The sequence below is a fragment of the Caballeronia sp. RCC_10 genome, from assembly GCF_041360715.1.
In the GTDB taxonomy this organism is placed as follows: Bacteria; Pseudomonadota; Gammaproteobacteria; order Burkholderiales; family Burkholderiaceae; genus Caballeronia; species Caballeronia grimmiae.
On record NZ_JBFUPT010000007.1, the window covers coordinates 45,459 to 69,244 of the forward strand.

The 23,786-nt window shown below is 63.6% G+C and carries 18 protein-coding genes; 6 read left to right on the forward strand and 12 right to left on the reverse strand.

Annotated elements, in window-relative coordinates:
* Positions 1-18 precede the first annotated feature (18 nt).
* The 4 genes from AB6804_RS14900 to AB6804_RS14915 all read right to left on the reverse strand — a co-directional run bounded on the left by AB6804_RS14900 (position 19) and on the right by AB6804_RS14915 (position 5,036).
* Entirely contained in the window at positions 19-1,578 is a 1,560-nt protein-coding gene (locus tag AB6804_RS14900; protein WP_370887080.1) for a DHA2 family efflux MFS transporter permease subunit, read from the reverse strand.
* 24 nt (positions 1,579-1,602) lie between these two features.
* Entirely contained in the window at positions 1,603-2,865 is a 1,263-nt protein-coding gene (locus tag AB6804_RS14905) for an EmrA/EmrK family multidrug efflux transporter periplasmic adaptor subunit (RefSeq protein ID WP_370887081.1), read from the reverse strand.
* Between the two features lie 52 nt (positions 2,866-2,917).
* On the reverse strand, positions 2,918-4,441 hold the full coding sequence (locus AB6804_RS14910; protein ID WP_370887082.1) for an efflux transporter outer membrane subunit: 1,524 nt from the start codon (positions 4,439-4,441) through the stop codon (positions 2,918-2,920).
* Between the two features lie 79 nt (positions 4,442-4,520).
* Positions 4,521-5,036: a MarR family winged helix-turn-helix transcriptional regulator gene (locus AB6804_RS14915; protein ID WP_370887083.1), complete on the reverse strand. Its 516-nt coding sequence runs from the start codon at positions 5,034-5,036 to the stop codon at positions 4,521-4,523.
* 414 nt (positions 5,037-5,450) lie between these two features.
* On the opposite strand from AB6804_RS14915, the gene typA reads away from it, so the two are divergent.
* The 6 genes from typA (at position 5,451) to AB6804_RS14945 (ending at position 15,207) form a co-directional block, all read left to right on the forward strand.
* Complete coding sequence (gene typA / locus AB6804_RS14920; protein ID WP_370887084.1) at positions 5,451-7,277, forward strand: translational GTPase TypA; 1,827 nt, start codon at positions 5,451-5,453, stop codon at positions 7,275-7,277.
* A gap of 351 nt (positions 7,278-7,628) precedes the next feature.
* A complete protein-coding gene (locus AB6804_RS14925; RefSeq protein ID WP_370887085.1) occupies positions 7,629-10,490 on the forward strand; it encodes a 2-oxoglutarate dehydrogenase E1 component in 2,862 nt (953 codons plus the stop codon).
* A gap of 82 nt (positions 10,491-10,572) precedes the next feature.
* Positions 10,573-11,892, forward strand: coding sequence for a 2-oxoglutarate dehydrogenase complex dihydrolipoyllysine-residue succinyltransferase (odhB, locus tag AB6804_RS14930; RefSeq protein WP_370887086.1), 1,320 nt, complete (start codon positions 10,573-10,575; stop codon positions 11,890-11,892).
* 87 nt (positions 11,893-11,979) lie between these two features.
* Positions 11,980-13,410, forward strand: a complete 1,431-nt coding sequence (gene lpdA, locus AB6804_RS14935; protein WP_370887087.1) for a dihydrolipoyl dehydrogenase — start codon at positions 11,980-11,982, stop codon at positions 13,408-13,410.
* A 133-nt stretch (positions 13,411-13,543) separates the two neighbouring features.
* Positions 13,544-14,641 (forward strand): cell division protein ZapE, encoded by a 1,098-nt coding sequence (gene zapE, locus AB6804_RS14940; protein ID WP_035970553.1) that lies wholly within the window; start codon positions 13,544-13,546, stop codon positions 14,639-14,641.
* Between the two features lie 167 nt (positions 14,642-14,808).
* A complete protein-coding gene (locus tag AB6804_RS14945) occupies positions 14,809-15,207 on the forward strand; it encodes a transposase (protein WP_370887234.1) in 399 nt (132 codons plus the stop codon).
* A gap of 99 nt (positions 15,208-15,306) precedes the next feature.
* On the opposite strand, the gene AB6804_RS14950 is transcribed toward AB6804_RS14945, so the two are convergent.
* The 8 genes from AB6804_RS14950 to AB6804_RS14985 form a co-directional block, all read right to left on the reverse strand.
* The gene (locus AB6804_RS14950; protein WP_370887088.1) at positions 15,307-15,771 is read right to left on the reverse strand and encodes a DUF2147 domain-containing protein; all 465 of its coding nucleotides are present in this window, start codon (positions 15,769-15,771) and stop codon (positions 15,307-15,309) included.
* A gap of 40 nt (positions 15,772-15,811) precedes the next feature.
* Positions 15,812-16,600 (reverse strand): 5'/3'-nucleotidase SurE, encoded by a 789-nt coding sequence (gene surE, locus AB6804_RS14955; protein ID WP_244794571.1) that lies wholly within the window; start codon positions 16,598-16,600, stop codon positions 15,812-15,814.
* 74 nt (positions 16,601-16,674) lie between these two features.
* Positions 16,675-16,914 (reverse strand): hypothetical protein, encoded by a 240-nt coding sequence (locus tag AB6804_RS14960; protein ID WP_244794572.1) that lies wholly within the window; start codon positions 16,912-16,914, stop codon positions 16,675-16,677.
* A gap of 172 nt (positions 16,915-17,086) precedes the next feature.
* Positions 17,087-17,962, reverse strand: a complete 876-nt coding sequence (locus AB6804_RS14965) for a DUF1571 domain-containing protein (RefSeq protein WP_370887089.1) — start codon at positions 17,960-17,962, stop codon at positions 17,087-17,089.
* A gap of 606 nt (positions 17,963-18,568) precedes the next feature.
* Positions 18,569-19,864, reverse strand: a complete 1,296-nt coding sequence (locus tag AB6804_RS14970) for an acetyl-CoA C-acetyltransferase (RefSeq protein ID WP_370887090.1) — start codon at positions 19,862-19,864, stop codon at positions 18,569-18,571.
* Positions 19,861-20,769 (reverse strand): MaoC family dehydratase, encoded by a 909-nt coding sequence (locus AB6804_RS14975; protein WP_370887091.1) that lies wholly within the window; start codon positions 20,767-20,769, stop codon positions 19,861-19,863. Before AB6804_RS14975 ends, AB6804_RS14970 begins: the two co-directional genes overlap by 4 nt.
* Positions 20,770-20,771: 2 nt before the next feature.
* Entirely contained in the window at positions 20,772-22,199 is a 1,428-nt protein-coding gene (locus AB6804_RS14980) for a 3-oxoacyl-ACP reductase (protein ID WP_370887092.1), read from the reverse strand.
* A gap of 268 nt (positions 22,200-22,467) precedes the next feature.
* The gene (locus AB6804_RS14985; protein WP_370887093.1) at positions 22,468-23,688 is read right to left on the reverse strand and encodes an MFS transporter; all 1,221 of its coding nucleotides are present in this window, start codon (positions 23,686-23,688) and stop codon (positions 22,468-22,470) included.
* Positions 23,689-23,786 lie beyond the last annotated feature (98 nt).

The following is a 23,786-nucleotide window of genomic DNA, read 5'->3' on the forward strand; positions in this document are numbered from 1 at the left end:
CGCGCGGTGCAAAAAGACTCAATGCGCCGCCGATGCCGCCGCCGCCGAATCCCCGCCGCCGGCGCGTTCGGGCCGCGTGATCCAGATCAGCGCGATCAGCGCGACAAAAATCCCCGCTGAGATATAGAACATGTCGTTCACGCCAAGCTGCGCGGCCTGCTGCGTCGCCATGCTGTTGAAGAGACCGTAAGTCTGTTCCTGCGACATGCCGAGCGCGCCCATCTGCTGCATCGAATTTACGAACGTCGGGTTGTAGGCGTTGGCCTGTTCGATGAGTTGTGCATGATGCACGATCGACCGATGCTCCCATGCCGTCGAGAAAATCGACGTGCCGATACCGCCGCACATGATCCGCACGAAGTTCGACAGTCCGGACGCCGCCGGTATGCGATGCCCCGGCAGCCCCGACAGCGTGATCGACACGAGCGGAATGAAGAAGCCCGCCATGCCGATGCCCTGAATCAGCGTCGGCAGCGTCAGCGACCAAGTATCGACGCCGGTCGTATAGCGCGAGCGCATCCAGAAACACAGCGCAAACACGAGGAACGCGGCCGTCGCGATGCGGCGCGGATCCGTGCGCGGCAAGAACTTGCCGGTGATCGGCGAGAGCAGGATCGCGAACACGCCGACGGGCGCCATCACGAGACCCGCGTTCGTCGCCGTGTAGCCGATATCCGTCTGAAGCCACAACGGCAGCAGCACGAGATTGCCGAAGTACAGCCCGTAACCGATCGACAGCGCGATCGTGCCGCCCGTGAAGTTGCGCAATTCGAATAGCGACAAGTCGACGACCGGATGCTCCGCCGTCAGCTCCCACACGATGAAAAACGCGAACGAGATGACGGCGATCAGCGCGAGCACGACGATGGTCGTCGAGTTGAACCAGTCGAGGTCCTTGCCCTTGTCGAGCATGACTTGCAGCGAGCCGACCCACACGACGAGCAGCGCGAGCCCGACCGTGTCGATCGGCGCCTTGCGGATCGCGGAATCGCGGTCGCGGAAGATCGCGAACGTCGCAAGCGCCGCCGCAATACCGACCGGGATGTTCACATAGAAAATCCACGGCCACGAAATGTTGTCCGAGATCCATCCGCCGAGCACCGGGCCGGCGACGGGCGCGATCAGCGTGGTCATCGACCACATCGAGAGGGCCATCGGCGCTTTCTCGCGCGGATAGCTCGCGAGCAGCAGCGTTTGCGACAGCGGAATCATCGGGCCGGCGACCGCGCCCTGCAGCACGCGAGCGGCGAGCAGAAACGGCAGCGTCGGCGCGAGTCCGCACAGCCACGACGCGAGCACGAACAGGATGATCGAGCCGAGAAACAGCCGCACCTGGCCGATGCGCTGCGTGAGCCAGCCGGTCAGCGGCACCGAGATCGCGTTGGCGACCGCGAACGACGTGATGACCCACGTGCCCTGATCCGACGATACGCCAAGGTCGCCGGAGATCGACGGAATCGAGACGTTCGCGATCGACGTGTCGAGCACGTTCATGAACACCGCGAGCGACACGGCGATCGTTCCGACGACCAGCTTTCCGCCCGAGAGCGGCGGATGAACGACGTTAGCTTGAGACATGTGTGGAGTCCGCGATGCTGCCGCTTACATCAGCTTGGCGGCCGACGCGGACTTCGTCGCGTTGCCGCGCGAAGCCGACGGCGACGTGCCCTGCGTGCCCGCGCCCGTACCGGCGTTCTGCTGGATGATCCTCGCGATTTCCGCGTCCGCCTGCTCGCCGTACTTGTCGAACACGTTCGTCTGATACACCGTGTTTTGCGCCGCGCCGAGCTGGCCGCCTTGCTCGTCCTTGATCGTGACATCCACGTTCATCGACAGGCCGATGCGCAACGGATGCTGTTCCAGTTCCTTCGGATCGAGCTGGATACGAACCGGCAGACGCTGCACCACCTTGATCCAGTTGCCCGTCGCGTTTTGCGCCGGCAGCAGCGAGAACGCCGAACCCGTGCCGGCCGAGAAGCCGATCACCTTGCCGTGGAACACAACGCCCGATCCATACAGATCAGCCGTCAGTTCGACCGGCTGGCCGATACGCATGTGCTTCAGCTGCACTTCCTTGAAGTTGGCGTCGACCCACACGGCGTTGAGCGGCACGATCGCCATCAGCGGATTGCCCGGCGCCACGCGCTGGCCCACCTGCACCGAGCGCTTCGCGACATAGCCCGTGACCGGGGCGGGCAGCGTGTTGCGCGCATAGTTGATGTACGAATCGCGCACCTTCGCCGCAGCGGCGAGCACGTTCGGATGATCGGCGATGGTCGTGTTGGCGGTCAGCGAGCGGTTCGACGCGAGTTCCTGCTGTGCTGCGTCGAGCGCGGCTTGCGCGCTGCGAACCGCATCGCGTGCATGCGAAATTTCTTCCTGCGACACCGCGCCCGTCTGCGCGACGGTCAGGCGGCGGCGAAGGTCGTCCTGCGCCCGCGACAGGTCCGACTTGCGCAGCGCGATCTGCGCTTCGTACTGGTTGTTGTTCACGAAGAACGTACGGACCTGGCGCACCGTCTGCGCGAGATTCGCTTCGGCCTGTTCGAGCGCGACCTTGGAGTCGGCCGGATCGAGCGCGACGAGCGGATCGCCGGCTTTCACGGTCTGCGTATCGTCGGCATTGACGGAGATGACCGTGCCGACCACTTGCGGCGTGATCTGGACGACGTTGCCGTTGACGTAGGCGTCGTCGGTGTCTTCGTGGAAGCGCGCAACGAGGAAGTAATACAGGCCGTACGCGACAGCCGCGATGATGATGACGAGCACGATCAGCGCCATCAGCCGGCGGCGCTTGCTGTTGTTTTGCTTCGGCGCCGGCGCGGAGGCGGGTGCGCTGGCGGCGTTTTGTTTAGGGTCGCTCATGAAGGGCTCCGAAAATTCCGTATTGGTCTTAATGCGTGTTCTTGTGCGCGGCTCAGTGCGATGCCGCTTGCTGGTTCACGGCCTGGCGCTGTCCGCTGCCGTCGATGGCAAGGTCGGTGCTCGTCGCGTCGAAACCGCCGCCGAGCGCCTGAATCAGCGCGATCTGAAGATCGCTGCGCTTCAGGCGCAGGTTCGTGACGGTCTGCTCGTTGGCGAGGCGGTTCTGGTCCGCCGTCAGCACCTGCAGTTGCGGCGACAGGCCCGCCTTGTAGCGGATCACCGCGAGCTGGTAGGCGCTCGTGGCGGCGGCGAGCGCACGCTGCGCGTCGGCCATTTGCCTGTCGAGCGCGCGGATCGCGGCGATGTTGGTCGCCACGTCGTTCAGCGCGTTGACGAGCGTCTGGTTGTAATTGGCGACATCGTTTTCGAAGTCGGCGTAGCGGCCCTTCAACTGGGCGCGCAGCGCGCCGGCGTCGAAAATCGGCAGGTGGATTGCCGGGCCAGCCTGAATCTGCCGGCTGCTCGCCGTCAGGAAGCGGCCCCAGCCGAAGGCGTCGAAACCGAAGCCTGCTGCGAGGTTGATGTCCGGGAAGAACTCGGCCTTCGCTTCCTTGATGTTGTGCGTCGCCGCTTCGATCTGCCAGCGCGACGCGACGATATCCGGCCGGCGCGCGATGAGATCGGCGGGCACGTTGTCCGGCAGCGCGACGTTGATGTCCGGATTGATCAACGGATTGGCAATTTGCAGCCCGCGATCGGGGCCTTTGCCGAGCAGCGCCGCCAGCTGATAGCGCACCGACTGGATCTGCCCGTCGAGTTCGCTGAGATTGGTCTGGCTGGTCGCGACGTTGCCTTCGGCGGTGCGCTGCTCGACATTCGTGTCGAGACCGGCGGTGACGCGCCCGCTCGTGATGCGCCCCACGTTCTCGCGATTGGCGATCTCACGCTGCGTGACATCCCGCAGCGCATAGAGCAGCGCAAGCTGGTTGTACGTGCGCGCCACGGATGCCGCCAGCGTCACGCGCGCCTGCTGCATGTCGGCTTCGGCCGCCTTCTGCTGCGAGACCGCCATGTTCAGGCGCGAGCGGTTCTTGCCCCACAGATCGAGGTCCCACGACGCGCTCGCGAGCACGTTGTTCTCGCTGTACCACGTTCCGCCGTAGGGCGGCGGGAAGAGGGCGTTGGCCGAATACAGTTCGCGCGTCCACGAATATTTCGCCTCGACGTGCGGATAAAGCGACGAGCGCGAACTCTCGATATAAGCCGACGCCTTCGCGATGCGCGCCTGCGCCTGCGCGATGCTCGGATTGCCCGCGAGCGCCTCGTCGATGAGTTGCGGCAGTTGCGGATCGCCGAACTGTTTCGCCCAGTCGAGGCTCGGCCACTGGCCGCCCTGCGCCGGCACGCTCTGCGTGGACTCCAGCGTTTCGGGTGCGGTGATCTGCTTGTCGCTCGAAATGCCCGCGTAGTTCGCGCAGCCCGCGACCGCGAGCGCAGCCACGGCGGCGGCCACCGCGCTCTGCGCGCGGCGCAATCGGCTCGCGGGCCAAAGTGCGGACAAGGAAAGGTGTTTCATCGCTCGTCTCTTGAGAGAGGTATGGATTATGGACGTTGCAACTATTTCAGATGCGCTGGCAGACCGATCTTTCCGCGCGTCATCGTGAAGGCGCGCCGGGCTTGTCGACGTTGCCGGCGAGGCACGCGGCGGCGGGATCGCAGGTGTTCGCGAGAATCCGCCGCAGCATGCTTTTCAGGAATCCGACTTCCTCCGGCGTGAAGCCGGCCAGCAGCGTATCCAGCACGCGCGTGAAGATCGCCGGGACCTGCTCGGCCATCGCGCGGCCGTCGGGCGTGAGCGCGAGGCGCACGACACGGCGGTCTTCGTTGCTGCGCACGCGCGACAGCAGCCCGCGCTTCTCCAGCCGGTCGATGAGACGCGTGACCGCGCTCGCGTCGATGCCGTATTCGCGGGCAATGTCGGCCGCCGTCAGGCACTTGCCGACCGCCAGCATGAACACGATGCTCGCCTGCGTGCTCGTGATGCCGAGTTCGGCCGTCGTGTGCTGCGTCACCATGTTCCATAGCGTCGAGCGCACGCGACTGATCAGATAGCCGACGCTCTCGCTCAGCACATAGCTGTCGATCGACGTGGGTTTTGGGGCGTCGCTCATGAAAGGAATATGCAAGTGCAATAGTGGACTAGGCAGCATTATAGGCGCGGCGTTACGCCGCCTGCAAGGGACTTTTCTGGATCCACTTACAATGAACGGCGCGTTTCGCCTGCGGCCTTGTGCGGCGGGCTTCAGCGCGTCTTGTCGCGTTCGGCCGCCTGCCGCGGCCGCTTCGAAAGCGCCTCTCGAGGTTCGGGTAGCGTCCTATTGTCGAAAAGAGGACGTTTGTGCGTGCTACACTTTACGGTTCTCACCGCGCCGGGCCGGAAGAGTAGTTCAAATCCCTGAAGTCTTCCGAGCGATCCACGCCAGGCGTCATGCACGATGTGACGCTCAATCGACGGTCTGCCGAGCCAGCCAGGAGTTTCCAGCTCCCGGGGTTCGCTTCGACGGCGCACAACCAAGATATCCCTTATGACTCGCGCCCTCCGCAATATCGCCATCATTGCTCACGTCGACCACGGCAAGACCACGCTCGTCGACCAGTTGCTCCGTCAATCGGGCACGTTCCGTGAAAACCAGCAGGTCGCCGAGCGCGTCATGGACTCGAACGACATCGAAAAGGAACGTGGCATCACGATCCTCGCGAAGAACTGCGCGGTCGAGTATGAAGGCACGCACATCAACATCGTCGACACCCCCGGGCACGCCGACTTCGGCGGCGAAGTGGAGCGCGTGTTGTCGATGGTCGATTCCGTCTTGCTGCTCGTCGACGCCGTCGAAGGCCCGATGCCGCAAACGCGCTTCGTCACGAAGAAGGCGCTCGCGCTCGGCCTCAAGCCGATCGTCGTCGTCAACAAGGTGGATCGTCCGGGCGCGCGCATCGACTGGGTGATCAACCAGACCTTCGATCTGTTCGACAAGCTCGGCGCCACCGAAGAGCAACTCGATTTCCCGATCGTCTATGCATCGGGCCTGAACGGCTTTGCCGGACTGAATCCGGACGTGCGCGAAGGCACGATGCGTCCGCTGTTCGAAGCCATTCTCGAGCACGTGCCGGTTCGCCCGGCCGATCCGGACGGTCCGCTGCAACTGCAAATCACGTCGCTCGACTACAACTCGTACGTCGGCCGTATCGGCGTGGGCCGTGTCGCGCGTGGCCGCATCCGCCCCGGCATGCAGGTCGCGGTGCGTTCGGGTCCGGACGGCGCGATCCTGAATCGCAAGATCAATCAGGTGCTGTCGTTCCACGGCCTCGAGCGCGTGCAAGTGGAAGAAGCGCAAGCGGGCGATATCGTGCTGATCAACGGCATCGAGGAAATCGGCATCGGCGTGACCATCTGCGCGCCGGACAATCCGGAAGCCCTGCCGATGATTACCGTCGACGAACCCACGCTCACGATGAACTTCCTCGTGAATTCGTCGCCGCTCGCGGGCAAGGAAGGCAAGTTCGTGACGAGCCGCCAGATCCGCGATCGTCTCACGAAGGAACTGAATCACAACGTCGCGTTGCGCGTGAAAGATACCGGCGACGAAACCACGTTCGAAGTGTCGGGCCGTGGCGAATTGCACCTGACCATTCTCGTCGAGAACATGCGCCGCGAAGGATACGAACTCGCGGTGTCGCGTCCGCGCGTGGTGCTGCAGGAAATCGACGGCGTGAAGTGCGAGCCGTATGAAAACCTGACGGTCGATATCGAAGACCAGCATCAGGGCGGCGTGATGGAAGAACTCGGCCGGCGCAAGGGCGAAATGCTCGACATGACGTCGGACGGCCGCGGCCGCACGCGTCTCGAGTACAAGATTTCGGCGCGCGGTCTGATCGGCTTCCAGAGCGAGTTCCTGACGCTCACGCGCGGCACGGGCCTGATGAGCCATACCTTCGATTCGTATGCGCCGGTCAAGGAAGGCTCGGTGGGCGAGCGCCGCAACGGCGTGCTGATCTCGCAGGACGATGGCGCCGCTGTCGCTTATGCGCTGTGGAAGCTGCAGGATCGCGGCCGCATGTTCGTCTCGCCCGGCGATGCGCTGTACGAAGGCATGATCATCGGCATTCATAGCCGCGACAACGACCTCGTCGTGAACCCGATCAAGGGCAAGCAGCTGACCAACGTGCGCGCATCGGGCACCGACGAAGCCGTGCGGCTCGTGCCGCCGATCCAGCTTTCGCTGGAATACGCGGTCGAGTTCATCGATGACGACGAACTCGTCGAAGTGACGCCGCAGTCGATCCGTCTTCGCAAGCGTCATCTGAAGGAACACGAGCGCCGTCGCGCGAGCCGCGAGTCGGCTGCTGACTAAGCTTCACAGCAGTGACAAGCAAAAGCCGCCTTCGGGCGGCTTTTGTGTTTAGTGGCCGTGAAAGCCGCTAAAGATTGTCCGGCGGCAGCCGATAAATAGCGGCAGCATGCGCCCTTGTAATGCGGATCAACGCCCGCAAATGCCCGTTGCAGAAGGGCGAAGACGAGAGCGACGGTGCGACCACCGGTCATATGACGAATGGTTATGTGCTATGCTACTCGGATTAGCTGTCGCTTTTTAGGTCCTTCCAAGCAGACTTGATTCGCGCAATCCGCTAAACGGTCAGGCCGTGTCGCGGAAGGTTTCGTAACCCGCACTTCCTCGAGAAACTCGAAGAAAGGTGAGCGTAAAATGATGAAGCAATTCCAGTCGAACTCTTATCTGTTCGGCGGTAATGCTCCGTACGTCGAAGAGTTGTACGAGGCATATCTCGATAATCCCGCGTCAGTGCCCGAGACCTGGCGAGCCTATTTCGATGCGTTGCAAAACGTGCCCGCATCGGACGGCACCAATCACAACGACGTGGCCCACGGCCCCATCGTCGAATCTTTCGCACAACGCGCGAAGTCGAACGCCTTCCTCCCGCGTGAAGGCGCAACGGAAGACCTCGCCACCGCGCGCAAGCAAGTCTACGTTCAGTCCCTGATCGGCGCGTATCGCTTTCTCGGCTCTCAATGGGCCAATCTCGATCCGCTCAAGCGCCGCGAGCGTCCGCACATCCCCGAACTCGAGCCTGCGTTCTACGACTTCACTGAAGCCGACATGGACCAGACGTTCAGCGCCACGAACCTGTACTTCGGTTTCGAGCGCGCGACGCTGCGCGAGATCGTCAAGGCATTGCGCGACACGTATTGCGGCACGATCGGCGCCGAGTACATGTACATCAGCGATCCGGAACAGAAGCGCTGGTGGAAGGAACGCCTCGAGTCGATCCGCTCGACGCCCAATTTCTCGAACGACAAGAAGAAGCACATCCTGAATCGCCTGACGGCCGCCGAAGGCCTCGAGCGTTTCCTGCACACCAAGTACGTCGGCCAGAAGCGCTTCTCGCTGGAAGGCGGCGAGAGCTTCATCGCGTCGATGGACGAAGTCGTCCGTCACGCGGGCAAGAACGGCGTGCAGGAAATCGTCATCGGCATGGCGCACCGCGGGCGTCTGAACGTGCTGGTCAACACGCTCGGCAAGATGCCGGCTGACCTCTTCGCCGAATTCGAAGGCAAGCACGTCGACGATCTGCCGGCCGGCGACGTGAAGTACCACAAGGGCTTCTCGTCGGACGTGTCGACCGAAGGCGGCCCGGTTCACCTGTCGCTCGCGTTCAACCCGTCGCACCTCGAAATCGTGAACCCGGTGGTCGAAGGTTCGGCGAAGGCGCGGATGGATCGCCGTGGCGACGAAGAAGGCCTGCAAGTGCTGCCGGTGCAGATTCACGGCGACGCGGCCTTCGCAGGCCAGGGCGTCGTGATGGAAACGCTGAATCTCGCGCAGACGCGCGGCTACGGCACGCACGGCACGCTGCATATCGTCATCAACAACCAGATCGGCTTTACGACGTCGGACCCGCGCGATTCGCGCTCGACGCTGTACTGCTCGGACGTCGTCAAGATGATCGAGGCGCCGGTGCTGCACGTGAACGGCGACGATCCCGAAGCCGTCGTGCTCGCCACGCAGCTCGCGATCGACTTCCGCACGAAGTTCCACAAGGACGTGGTGGTGGACATCGTCTGCTTCCGCAAGCTGGGTCACAACGAGCAGGACACGCCGGCGGTCACGCAGCCGCTGATGTACAAGACCATCGCGAAGCATCCGGGCACGCGCGCGCTGTACGCCGAGAAGCTGGTGCAACAAGGCGTGATCACCGCTGAAGACGCCGATAACTTCGTGAAGGCGTACCGTCAGGCGATGGACGAAGGCCATCACACGATCGATCCGGTGCTCTCGAACTACAAGAGCAAGTACGCGGTCGACTGGGTGCCGTTCCTGAACCGCAAGTGGACCGACGCCGCCGATACGGCCGTCCCGCTCGCGGAACTCAAGCGCCTCGCCGAGCGTGTCACGACGATCCCCGAGAACTTCAAGCTGCATCCGCTCGTCGAGCGCGTGATCAACGATCGCCGCGCAATGGGCCGTGGCGAATCGAAGCTCGACTGGGGCATGGGCGAGCATCTCGCGTTCGCGTCGCTGGTCGCATCGGGTTATGCGGTGCGTCTGACGGGTCAGGATTCGGGCCGCGGCACGTTCACGCACCGTCACGCCGTTCTGCACGACCAGAACCGCGAACGCTGGAACGACGGCACGTACATCCCGCTGCAGAACATCGCGGAAGGTCAGGCCAAGTTCACCGTCATCGACTCCGTGCTGTCGGAAGAAGCGGTGCTCGGCTTCGAGTACGGCTATTCGACTGCCGAGCCGAATACGTTCGTCGCGTGGGAAGCGCAGTTCGGCGACTTCGTGAACGGCGCTCAGGTCGTGATCGACCAGTTCATCTCGTCGGGCGAAGTGAAGTGGGGCCGCGTCTCGGGTCTCACGATGATGCTGCCGCACGGCTACGAAGGCCAGGGTCCGGAGCACTCGTCGGCGCGTATCGAGCGCTTCCTGCAACTGTGCGCGGATCACAACATGCAAGTGGTCCAGCCGACGACGCCCGCGCAGATTTTCCATCTGCTGCGCCGCCAGATGATCCGCCTGTTCCGCAAGCCGCTGATCATCGCGACGCCGAAGTCGCTGCTGCGTCACAAGGAAGCCGTGTCGGATCTGTCGGAACTGGCGAAGGGTTCGTTCCAGCCGGTTATCGGCGAAGTGGACGAAGCCATCGACGCGAAGAAGGTGAAGCGCGTGGTCTGCTGCTCGGGCCGCGTGTATTACGACCTCGTCGCGCATCGCCGCGAAGCGAAGGCGAACGACGTCGCCATCGTGCGTATCGAGCAGCTGTATCCGTTCGCGCACAAGCAGTTCGACGCGGAACTCAAGAAGTTCGAGAACGCGACCGAAGTGGTCTGGGTGCAGGACGAGCCGCAGAATCAGGGCGCATGGTTCTACGTCGAGCACCATCTGCGTGAAGGCATGAAGGAAGGGATGAAGCTCGCGTACAGCGGCCGCCCGGCTTCGGCCTCGCCGGCAGTCGGCTACTACGCGAAGCACTACGAGCAGCAGAAGGCGCTGGTCGAAGGCGCGTTCGGCCGCCTGAAGGGCGCGCAGACCGTCGCGAAGTAATCTGCCTGACCGGGACCGGCGCGCGAAACGTGCGCCGGTCCCGATGCTCGTACACACAGACACGCATTAGGACAATACAGAAATGGCTATCGTAGAAGTCAAGGTTCCCCAGCTCTCCGAGTCGGTCTCGGAAGCCACCATGCTGCAGTGGAAGAAGAAGCCGGGCGAGGCTGTCGCCCAGGACGAAATCCTGATCGAAATCGAGACCGACAAGGTCGTGCTCGAAGTGCCCGCGCCGTCCGCCGGCGTGCTCGCACAAGTCATCAAGCATGACGGCGATATCGTCACCGCCGACGAAATCATCGCGAAGATCGATACCGAAGCAAAGGCAGGCGACGCGCCCGCCGCCGTCGCCGCTGCCGGCGACGCGGAAGTGAAGCCCGCGCCGCAAGCCGAACCGGCGGTTGCATCGTCGTCGGCGAACGCACAGGCCACCGCTACTGCTACCGGCGGTTCCGTGACGGGCGGCGCAACGTCCCCGGCCGCGACGAAGATTCTGGCGGAGAAGGGCGTGTCGGCCGATCAAGTGTCGGGCACGGGCCGCGACGGCCGCATCACCAAGGGCGATGCCCTCGCCGCACAGGCAGGCGCACCGGCTGCGAAGGCCGCCGCACCGGCTCCGGCCGCTGCGCCCGCGAAGGCTGCGAAGCCGTCGCTGCCGCAAGTGAACGCGCCGGCATCGGCTGATCAGTGGCTGAAGGATCGCCCGGAACAGCGCGTGCCGATGTCGCGCCTGCGTGCGCGTATCGCCGAGCGTCTGCTCGAATCGCAGCAGACCAACGCCATCCTGACGACGTTCAACGAAGTCAACATGGCGCCGGTCATGGATCTGCGCAACAAGTACAAGGACCGCTTCGAGAAGGAACACGGCGTGAAGCTCGGCTTCATGTCGTTCTTCGTGAAGGCCGCCGTTCACGCGCTGAAGAAGTTCCCGCTCGTGAACGCGTCGATCGACGGCAATGACATCGTCTATCACGGCTACTTCGACATCGGTATCGCGGTTGGTTCGCCGCGCGGCCTGGTCGTGCCGATCCTGCGCAACGCGGATCAGATGAGCCTTGCCGACATCGAGAAGAAGATCGCCGAGTTCGGCGCGAAGGCGCGCGACGGCAAGCTGTCCATCGACGAAATGACGGGCGGCACGTTCTCCATCTCGAATGGCGGCGTGTTCGGCTCGATGCTGTCGACGCCGATCATCAACCCGCCGCAGTCCGCGATTCTCGGCGTGCACGCCACGAAGGAACGTCCGGTCGTCGAAAACGGCCAGATCGTCATCCGCCCGATGAACTACCTCGCGCTGTCGTACGACCACCGCATCATCGACGGCCGCGAAGCCGTGCTGTCGCTGGTCGCGATGAAGGACGCGCTGGAAGATCCGGCGCGCCTGCTGCTCGATCTGTAAGAAGCATCGTTGCCCCGGCGCGCGCGATAGGCTCGCGCGCGCCGCGTAAAGCGTCTCCGCAAAAGCGGAGTCACCTCAAGGAAAGTCATGTCCAAAGAATTTGATGTCGTCGTGATCGGCGCGGGCCCGGGCGGCTATATCGCGGCGATTCGCGCAGCGCAGCTCGGCAAGACGGTTGCGTGTATCGAGAAGTGGAAGAATCCGGCCGGCGCGCTGAAGCTCGGCGGCACGTGTCTCAACGTGGGTTGCATTCCGTCGAAGGCGCTGCTCGCGTCGTCGGAAGAATTCGAGAATGCGTCGAAGCATCTCGCCGATCACGGCATCAGCGTGGCGGACGTGAAGCTCGATGTGTCGAAGATGCTCGCGCGCAAGGACGGCATCGTCGACAAGATGACGAAGGGCATCGAGTTCCTGTTCCGCAAGAACAAGATCACGTGGCTCAAGGGTCATGGCAAGTTCACCGGCAAGACCGGCGCGGGCGTGCAGATCGAAGTGTCGGGCGAAGGCGAAGCGGAAGTCGTCACGGCGAAGAACGTGATCATCGCGACGGGTTCGAAGGCGCGTCATCTGCCGAACATCCCGGTCGACAACAAGCTGATCGCCGACAACGAAGGCGCGCTGTCGTTCGACTCGGTGCCGAAGAAGCTCGCCGTGATCGGCGCGGGCGTGATCGGCCTGGAGCTCGGCTCGGTGTGGCGTCGTCTGGGCGCGGAAGTCACCGTGCTCGAAGCGCTGCCGCAATTCCTCGGCGCAGCGGACGAATCGCTCGCGAAGGAAGCCGCGAAGCAGTTCAAGAAACAGGGCCTCGACATTCATCTCGGCGTGAAAATCGGCGAAGTGAAGACGACGGGCGAGGGCGTTTCGATCGCCTACACGGACAACGCGGGCAATGCGCAAACGCTGGACGCGGATCGCCTGATCGTGTCGATCGGTCGCGTGCCGAACACGGATAACCTCGGTCTCGAAGCCATCGGCCTGAAGGCGAACGAGCGCGGTTTCATCGACGTCGACGACCACTGCGCGACGAGCGTGCCGGGCGTCTACGCAATCGGCGACGTGGTGCGCGGCCCGATGCTCGCGCACAAGGCGGAAGACGAGGGCGTGGCGGTGGCGGAAATCATCGACGGCCAGAAGCCGCATATCGACTACAACTGCGTGCCGTGGGTCATTTACACGGAACCGGAAATCGCGTGGGTCGGCAAGACGGAACAGCAGCTCAAGGCCGAAGGCCGCGAGGTCAAGACCGGCCAGTTCCCGATGATGGCGAATGGCCGCGCATTGGGCATCGGCAAGGCCGAGGGCTTCGTCAAGATGATCGCGGACGCGAAGACCGACGAGATCCTCGGCGTGCACATCATCGCGGCGGACGCGTCGGACCTGATCGCGGAAGCGGTCGTGGCGATGGAGTTCAAGGCGGCGTCGGAAGACATCGGCCGGATTTGCCATCCGCATCCGTCGCTGTCCGAAGTGATGCGCGAAGCGGCGCTGGCGGTGGACAAGCGCGCGCTGAACATGTAACGCTCGACGCTTCGCACGGGGTCCGTTCACCTGAAAACAGCGTGGCTGTTTGACGAGTGCACGGCCCCGACGGCATCGCGAAACGAAGGCGAGCGGATCAACCGCTCGCCTTCGTCATTTCAAACGGCAGAAGATGAACGTCACCGAATACTACGAAAACGAACTGCGGACGCGGGGTTATCAATCGGACGCGGCGCAGCTTGCGGCGGTCGAGCGGCTGCAGCGCTGCTACGAGGAATGGGTGGCGTACAAGGCGCGCCGCTCGAACGCGCTGAAGAAGTTCCTCGTGCGTCCCGATCTGCCGAAAGGCGTCTACATGTGGGGCGGCGTGGGGCGCGGCAAGAGCTTCCTGATGGACAGCTTCTACGCCGTCGTTCCGGTGCAGCGCAAGACGCGCCTGCATTTTCACGAGTTCATGCGCGAAGTGCATCGCGAGCTGGAAGAGCTGAAAGGCCAGGCCGATCCGCTCGATGAGCTAGCGCGGCGCATTGCGAAGCGGTATCGGCTAATCTGCTTCGACGAGTTCCACGTCTCCGATATCGCCGACGCGATGATCCTTTATCGCCTGCTCGATCGCCTCTTCACGAACGGCGTGCAGTTCGTGATGACGTCCAACTACGATCCGGACACGCTGTATCCCGAAGGATTGCATCGTGACCGCCTGCTGCCGGCGATCGAGCTCATCAAGAAAAATCTCGACGTGCTGAACGTGGATGCCGGCACCGACTATCGCAAGCGCACGCTGTCTCAGGTGAAGGCGTATCACTGGCCGCTCGGCGCAGCGGCGGACAAGGCGCTGCGCGCGGATTACGCGAAGCTTGCCGCAGTGCCGGATGAAAGCCCGATCCTGCATATCGAGAAACGCGAAATCAAGGCACTGCGCAAGGCCGATGGCGTCGTCTGGTTCGACTTTGCGACGCTGTGCGGCGGCCCGCGCTCACAGAACGACTATCTCGAACTGGCGAGCCGCTTCCACGCGGTGATCCTGTCGGACGTGCCGCAAATGTCGCCGCGCATGGCGTCCGAGGCGCGCCGCTTCACGTGGCTCATCGACGTGTTCTATGACCACAAGGTCAAGCTGCTGATGTCGGCGGCGGTTCCCGCCGAGCAGCTCTACGTGGAAGGACCGATGGCCAACGAGTTCGCGCGCACGGTATCGCGCATTGTCGAGATGCAGTCGCAGGAGTATCTCGAGACGCCGCGCCGCACAGTGAACGTATCGCTTACCTAGGTTAATACGAGAAATCAAAAATGTGCCGTCAGCCAAACGGCATAAGGCTTGGGCCGGATTTTCAAGATTCGGATGCCTCTGATTTGCCAGCCGGGAGTCACTCGGTATTGTTCTAGCCAGTTATTAGTCAGCTAATTGGAGAGAATACCGTGAAGCCTTACCGCGATATGTCTGACGAAGAATGGCAGATGGTTGCTCCTCTGCTCCCTGAACTGCGCCCGCGTTCGGAGTTGCGCGGTCGACCGCTCGCCAACACGCGAGCGGTGCTGAACGGCGTGCTTTGGGTGATGTACAGCGGCGCGTCGTGGTCCACGCTGCCGCGCAAGTATCCGTCGTATCAGACCTGCCATCGCCGTTTCAAGGCGTGGCACGAATCGGGTGTGTTGCTGCGCGTGATGACGCAACTGTTCGGCCCGGCGGGGGAATCGCTGTATTCGCTCATGACGTCGCGCATGCGGGTGCCGGCGGAGATGCCTGTCGCGGCGGTGGAAGGTATCACCGGCGTGCCGGAGATTGCCGCGGCGCGTGTGCAGCATGTCGCGGCGCCCGTGCGCCACGCCGCGTGAGCGCAGCAAGAAAAACGTGACGCGCTTGCGCGTCGCTAAGAAGCCGGCGAAGACGCGGAGTCTTCGCCGGCTTTGTCGTTTACAGGTGCGTCGCGCGCATCATTCCTGCCGCAGCCACGTCTGCGAGCGGCCGAGCAGTGACACGCCGATATAGCCGCGCACCACCAGCTTTTGCCCGCCGCTCTCGAGCGTCATCCTGCACTTGTAGAGCTTGCCGTTCTCCGGGTCGAGAATGTGCCCGCCGGTCCACGCGTCGCCGTCGCGCTTCATGCCGGTGATGATCGTCATCCCTTTGATGAGCTGGTCCTTGCGCTCGTCCGTGCAGGACGTGCAGCGCCGCTCCGGATGATCGAATTCGCCGATGCCGCGCACGACTTTGCCTTCGAGTTGCCCGTTGCCGTCGTCGACGATCTGGATGATCGCTCGCGGCTTGCCCGTCGTGTCGTCGATGGTTTGCCATGTGCCGACCGGCGTCGCCGCTTGCGCGAACGCGCCGGCTGCCGCGAACGCGAGAAATGCGCTCGTCACCACGCGCGCCCCGAGGCGGCCAATGTAATGCGTCATGTGATGTCCTTGTTCTTGTGATGGCGCTTTGATTTACGGATCAGGCGTTGCTCTGCAGGGCCGCCTGAAGCGTCTCGAAGGTCTGCAAAGCGGTGCGGTCGAAGTGCAGCGGCGTGACCGAAATGCGCTTCGACGCGACGACGGCCGTTTCGCTGTCGGGCGCGTTTTCGCGCGGTCCGCGCTGAAAGCGCAGCCAGAAGTAATCGATGCCGCGCGGATCGACTTCCGGCACGACGTCGATGCCCTCCACGAGTCCGACGCCCTGCCGCGTCACGGTCAGCGGACCGGCGGCCGATGCATCGCAATCGGGAAAGTTGACGTTGAGACACGTGGGCGCGTCGTGCGAGATGGCGAGCAGCCGGCGGATGACGCCGGGTGCGAGTTCACGCGCGGTATCCCAGCGCACGTTCTCGCGATCGGAGAAGGTCTGACTGAGCGCGATGGACGGCAGCCCGAGCAGCAGGCCCGTCATCGCCGCGCCGACGGTGCCGGAGAACATCGTTTCGACGCCAAGATTCGCGCCGCGATTGATGCCCGACAGCACGAGCGTGGGAGGTGCGTCCTTCATCAGATGGCGCGCGGCCATGACGACGCAATCGCCGGGAGTGCCTTGCACGCCGAAGCGCCGCTCGCCCTGACGCGAGATGCGCAGCGGCGAATGCAGGCTGATGGAATGCGACGTGCCGCTTTGATCGTGTTCGGGTGCGATCACCCAGACTTCGTGCGCCAGTTCTGCGGCGACGGCTTCGAGCACCGCGAGGCCGGGCGCGTCGATGCCGTCGTCGTTGGTCAGCAGCACACGTTGAACGATGGGTTCAGTAGCGGACATCGCGAGTCGCTCCTTCGGTCGGTGGTGAATGTATCGACCGATTATTACAGAGTTCGCGATGAAAGGCGGACCGCTTACTTCACGCCGAGGCCGCGCAGCACGGCGTTGCCGTCTTCGGTAAGGCGCACCTTTTGGCCGGTTGCGTCGGGCGACACGATCTCGACATAACCGTATTCCTGCAACGAGGCGACGTCGGGCGTGGCGGCCATCACGTCGATCGGCGCGTGCAGCAGCAAGAGCAGCGTCGCGATTTCGTGGTGACTAAGAAACCGCTTGATGGCTCGGGCGGGCCGGAGATTGGAGCGGAGGTTCATGAGCGAACTCCTTGTGTTTGCATGACGATGCGGGCCGCTTGCCGATGCGGCCGCGTTGATGTCGATGATGAAGTCGGGCAAGCGTATCGACGCATTCTTAGGCGAAACTTAAATCTCGCGTTGCGGGCAAGAAGCAGGCGTTACACCGTGTGTCAGGAAGTCAGCGGGTGCTTCAGAAGCGATAGTCGGGATTCTCGGGATCGAAGGTCAGATCGTCGAACGGCTTCGGGGCGATGTGCTCGAAGACGATGCTTTCGAACGGATTGCCGTCGTCGTCGAACGACTCGACGGTGCGAAAGAGCGGCTGTTCCAGATCGAGGCCAAGCACTTCGCGTTTTGCATAGAAGCCCGGCTGGCCATCGGGCGCGGTGTACGTCAGGGCGACGACGCGCACGCCGTGGACGGTCTTCACTTCGATGTTCGAGGGTTGCGTGATGCCTGTCGCAGCGAACTTGCGGCCTTCATCGATGAAGCGTTGCGTGATGGCGTCGATACTGAGTTCGCGGATCGAGTGATTCGATTGTGCGCGGGCGAGCGGCCCGTTGACGGATGCCCACATCGGCAACACGCCGAGCATGCCGCCGAGATGACCGTAGAGTTCGCCGGGGCGTTTGGATGCATCGTAAATGACTTCCTGGCCGGCGTGAGCGCCATCGGGCAGCCACTTTGCGTAGATCCGCAGCGGTTCGTGCGTGACGCGCACGAGCATGTGATCGGCGCGCCTGGGCCATCGGCCGTTGATGCGTTCGCGCCGCAGCATGGTGAATTCGCACGATGCGTATTCGCTGAGTCCCTGTTGCAGATAACGGGGGAGCGTGTGCGGATCGAGCGAGCGGAAGAGGGAAGTGAGTTGATTGTCGTCGAGCGCGGCGAGCGTGCCGTTAGCGGCGGCTTGCGAGAGCCAGTGCACTTGTTGATCGATGGTTTCTGTGCCGATGCGTGCGGCATCGCTTTCTTGAGCGTGGGCGTGCAGACCGATGACGAGCAACGCGAACGCAAGCAGGCCACGAAGCGAGCGGCAAAAGGGGCAAGGGCGCGTTGGCGGCATGGGACATCCTTGATTGCGGCAGCGGGGCGGGCATCGCGCGGGAGATGGGACGATACGGGATGTCATCGTTAACGATGAAGCCGGTACCTTTCTTCCGTTGACGCTTCGGGTACTAGGTTACGCCCCGATGGTTTCACGAGCCAAGGGCTTGGAGGACGTGGCGCGAGGCGCTGATTGATTCGTGTGCCACCGGTCGTGTGCGAAGCGCTTGCAGGCGTTCAGTGGCGTAGAAAGTGGTTCAAGGTTGCTAATTAGTTCGAGTGCCACCGTCGTGCGACGACGCGCTCACGCCTGCTTCGCGTAGCACGTTGCGCCCCACTGGTTCTGACGAGCCAGGGGGTTCGGAGGACGCTCGCGCTCAGCGGGCGTGGAAGGTGATTCAAGGTTCTTTCAAGCTGAGTGCCACCGCTGTTCTACGAAGTGGCCAGACGAGTTAGTGCTGCGGGCGGTTCAGAAAAAAGCTGCTTTCTTTGGTTACTTTCTTGCATGAGACCGGAGTAAGGCGCTAAAGCGCCAACTCTGGTCGACAGCCAGGAAAGTGACCCCCGCCCCGGGGAGGGGCGAGCAAATAGACCGACACGAAACCAAGCTTCCCGCATATCAGCCTTAGCGCTCCAAGATCGCAACAACCCCTTGCCCGCCCGCAGCGCAAATGGATATCAGCCCCCGCGAAGGCCGCCCATCCCCGCGCTCGGGCGCATTCGCGAGCAACTTGGCGAGTGTCCCGACGATGCGCCCGCCGGTCGCCGCAAACGGATGCCCCGCAGCGAGCGATCCCCCGCTCACGTTCATCCGCGAGAGATCGACAGCGCCGAGCGGCCCCACAACTCCGAGCACATCGCGACAATACTCTTCGTCCTGCCAGGCTGCGAGCGTACAAAGCACCTGTGCGGCGAACGCCTCATGAATCTCGTAAAAGTCAAAATCCTGCAGCGTAAGACCGGCACGCGCGAGCATCGGCGGCACCGCGTACACGGGCGCCATCAACAACCCTTCACGTTGATCGATGTAATCAACCGCCGCGTTAGCGGAAACAGTGAGATAAGCAAGCACCGGCAACCCGCGACGCCCCGCCCATTCCTCGGACGCCAGCAGCACCGCCGAAGCCCCGTCGGTGAGCGGCGTCGAATTCCCGGCAGTGAGCGTGCCCGCATCGCGATCGAATACGGGCTTCAACTGCGCAAGCTGATCGAGCGATACGTCCGGACGCAGATTGTTGTCACGCGTGAGCCCATGAAACGGCGTCAGCAGATCGTTGAAGAACCCGCGCGAGTAAGCCGCCGCGAGCTTGAGGTGACTCTGCTGCGCGAGCGCGTCCTGCGCTTCCCGCGAAATCTTCCAGCGTTTGGCCATGAGCTCGCAATGCTCACCCATCGAAAGCCCGGTGCGCGGCTCCACATTGCGCGGCAGTGCCGGCCGGAAGAACATGCCGGGCCGCAGCTTCGCGAGCGCGCCGGCGCGTTGACGCGTCGAGCGGCTGCGATTCGCTTCGAGCAAGATCTTGCGCAGGCGTTCGTTCACGCCGATCGGCGCATCCGATGCCGAATCGACGCCACCCGCGATGCCCGCATCGATCTGCCCGAGCGCGATCTTGTTGGCGACGAGAATCACCGCTTCGAGACCGGTGCCGCATGCCTGCTGCACATCGTAGGCGGGCGTCTGCTTCGCGAGCGTCGTCGCGAGTGCGGCCTCGCGCGTGAGATTGAAGTCGCGCGAATGCTTGAGGACCGCGCCGGCCGCCACTTCGCCGAGCCGTACGCCGTGCAGATCGTAGCGATCGACGAGCCCTTGCAGCGTGAAGCTCAGCATGTCCTGATTCGATGCCGTCGCGTAAGCTGTGTTCGATCGTGCGAACGGAATCCGGTTGCTGCCGATGATCGCGACGCGGCGCACTTCGTTCATGGCAACTCCCATTCGAAACGCCCGCGCAGATGCGGTCGCTCGCCCGCAAGGTCGCGCACCTCGAAGTCGCGTATATCGGGCGCGGGCTCGGCGCTCCACAGGGTTGCATCGCCGGGAAGGTAGAGCGGCAGCTTGAAATCGCCGTGCGCGTGACCCGCAGCGAGCGCCTTCGACGGAGACAGCGCCGCGAGCGTGCGTCCGAGCGTCCACATGCCGTGAGCGATGGCGCGCGGAAAACCGAACGCCTTCGCGCTGAGCGCGTGCAGATGGATCGGATTGAAGTCGCCCGATGCCTTGGCGTAATCGCGCCCGAGCTGTGCGGGCAGTTGCCAGCGCGCTTCGCGAACGAGCGGCATGTGGGGCGTTTCCGCGGCACGGAGCAGCGGCGCGGCGCTTTCGCTTCTGACGCCGCGTTTCAGATAGACGCTGTCGCCATCCCAGACGGCTTCCCCACGTCGATAAATGCGCGTGTGCAGCGTGAAAGCGTGTCCTTTCTCGTGCGCCACGACCGGCCCGCATTCCACTTCGATACGCACGCGCTGTCCGGCGGCGAGCGGCCTGCGCAGGCGCACGCTGTTCGCGAGATGCACCATGCCGAGCGCGGGCCACGGAAACGACGGGTCGGTGAGCATCATCAGATGCAGCGGAAACGCGAGCACATGCGGGAACGTGAGCGGCACGCCATGTTCCGGGATGAAACCGCACACGCGCGCATAGCGGCCGATGTGTTCGGCGTCGAGCCGCACGTCCGGGCGCACGAGCCGCAGCGCGGGCAGTTCAGGTGCACGGCCGCGTCTGAAGAGGCCGGGCAGCACGCGCCCATAAAGTTTGGCGGGAGGCGGCAAGGTGTCGATGACGACGGTGCGCGCGCGTTGCATCGGCGATGCGGACAAAGGCGTCTGCATCGCTAGGCTCCGACGAGGCTTTGGCCGCACACGCGCACGACATTGCCGGTGATGTTCGCGCACGACGGACTCGCGAGCCACGCGACGGTTTCGGCGACATCGACGGGCAGGCCGCCTTGTCCCATCGAGTTGAGGCGCCGTCCCGCTTCGCGCGTCGCGAACGGCATGCGCGCGGTCATGTGCGTCTCGATGAAGCCCGGCGCGACCGCGTTGATCGTGATGCCGCGTTCGCGCAAGAGCGGCGCCATGCTTTGCACGCGTCCGATCACGCCGGCCTTCGATGTCGCGTAGTTCGTCTGTCCGCGATTGCCCGCGATGCCGCTGATCGACGACACCGCCACGATGCGGCCTCCCGCGCGCAGCACGTTTTGAGCGAGGAGCGCATCGTCGATGCGTTCCTGCGCGAGCAGATTGATTTCGAGCACGCTGTCCCACATGTCGCCGGTCATGCGCGCGATGGTCTTGTCGCGCGTGATGCCCGCGTTGTGCACGACGATATCGACGCCGCCCGAGGCAAGAAGCACCGCCGCGATGTCGGCGGGCGCATCGGGGGCGGAGATGTCCGCGATGAGCGCGGTATGCGCGCCGCCCGACGGCGACGCGTCTTCGATCGCGAGCATGGTCTGGTCGAGCGCATCGCGGGCGGCGTCGATATCGATTCCCGTGACGATAGCGCCTTGCGTCGCCAGCACGGTCGCAATCGATGCGCCGATGCCGCGCGCCGCGCCTGTCACGACGGCGCGCGTGCCGGCGAGCGGTGTCGCGTAGCTTGCCGGGGCGGCGGCGGGACCGTCGATATGCACGACTTGCCCTGATACGTAGGCCGAACGCGGCGAGAGGACGAACCGCAGCGCGCCTTCGATATCCGCGTCGCCGGCCACGTAAAGCAGATTCGACGTGACGCCGTTGCGCGCCTCCTTGCCGAGCGATCGCGTCATGCCTTCCAGCGCGCGCTGGGCGGTGGCGGCGCGCGGGCTCGCGCATGACGAGGGTGCGCGCCCGAGCACGATTATTCGGCCGCTTCTGGCGAGCGAGCGTATCGCGTCGTGGAAGAAGGAGTACATCGGCCGAAGCGCGCTGCTTTCGGTGATGCCGGTTGCATCGAAGATCAGCGCGTCGACGCGGTGTGTCGCGGCGGCATCGGCGGCGGACGGCTCGAATCGGCCGCTCATCGCACCTTGGGCGTGCGCGAGCGCCAGCCAGCCGGGCGCGCTGTCGTGGGCGATGCCCGTCATGCCGATGGCGGTGAGCACGCGGATCAGCTGATCGAACATCTGCGGCGACGGCCCGGCGCCGATGGCGGCCATGGCCCCGAACTCGGCTTCGCCCGGTCGATGGCGGCGCAACACCTCGGGCTTCGGCAGCCCGAGCGCGCGGGCGAGGCTCGTGCCGAAGGGCGAATTGACGAAGTCGAGATAGCGGTCTTTCATCGATTCATGCTGGCGAACGGAACCGGTGGAGAGCGCGGCGCTGTGCGCGGCGCGGTTATGCGTGCGGCAAAGGACTCAGAATACGCAAGCCTTGGAGCACGCACTTCTCACGGCAGCGGCGAGATTTCGCCGGACCGCGAAAAAAGGATAACCGCTTTAATGCGTCTGATGTGTTGGTTGCCTTCGGCGTGGCCGCTCCGCCAGATGATTGCGCAGGTCAACGAGGCACTGAGGCTCCGCTGCGGCGGGAGCCTCAGTGCCGCCCAAACTACCCGGCCGCTCCCATCTCCTGCGCCGACCGTGTCATATCGATTCCCTTGCGCTCGCGGCTGAAGAAAATCAATGCCGCAATGACGACAGCGACCGTCCCCGCGACGATCGCCATCGCCATTCCATAATTGTTTCCGTGCGCTGTCGCGATGCCCGCCTGCATCGTGGCATTAATGGCCGCCAGCAGATTGCCGAGTTGATATACGAGCCCCGGAAACGTCGCGCGAATCTCATCCGGCGATATCTCGTTCAAATGCACTGGAATGACACCCCACGCGCCCTGGACGGAAATCTGCATCAGGAACGCGCCGATTGCGAGAGCCACGGGTCCCTCCGAGAAAGCCCACAGGTAAAGCACCGGCAATGCGATCAATGCCGCGATGAAAATTGCGACGCGCCGTCCGATTCGCTCCGACATCGCGCCGAAAAACAGTCCGCCGACGATCGCGCCGATATTCAGCACGATGGTAATCATCGACACCGTGTGCGGATCGAAATGATGCTGTTCGCGCAAAAAGGTCGGATAAAGATCCTGCGTGCCGTGCGAGAAGAAATTGAATGCGGTCATCAGGACGATCGCGTAAAGCGAGAGCGTCCAGTTCTGCTTCAGCGTCGCAATCAGGCCGGGCCGCTCGCGCTTTTCCATCGCGCGCCAGGCGGGGGATTCCGGCACGTGCGCCCGCACATAGAGCACGAGCAGCGCCGGCGCGACGCCGACGAAAAACATGCCGCGCCAGCCCACGTATTGATAGAGCACGCCAAAGACGATCGACGCCAGCAGATAACCGCTCGGATAGCCCGCCTGCAGCAGCCCGGAAACGAAGCCGCGCGCTTTCGGCGGCACGGTTTCCATCGTCAGCGCCGAACCCACGCCCCATTCGCCGCCCATCGCGATGCCGAAAAGCGCGCGGAGAACGAGAAGCGTCATCAGATTCGGCGATAACCCCGACAGCAATTCCAGCAGCGAGTAGATCGCGATGTTGATCATCAGTGTCGGACGGCGGCCGTATTTATCCGCCAGCCGGCCGAAAATCAGCGCGCCGACGGGTCGCATCGCGAGCGTCAGCGTAATGGCAAAGGCGACTTCGGGAATATTGGTCTTGAACTCGGCTGCGATGTCTTTCAATACGAAGACCATCAGGAAGAAGTCGAATGCATCGAGCGTCCAGCCAAGATAAGCCGCAATCGTCACGTTTCTTTGTTCTCGCGTCCAACTCATCGCCTGTCTCCACTTTGGTTCTGATTAGTCAGCGTTGAGATGCGGCAAGGCGTGATAACCCAGGCCGTATCGAGCGCGCGGCGGGCAGAGCGGTCGCG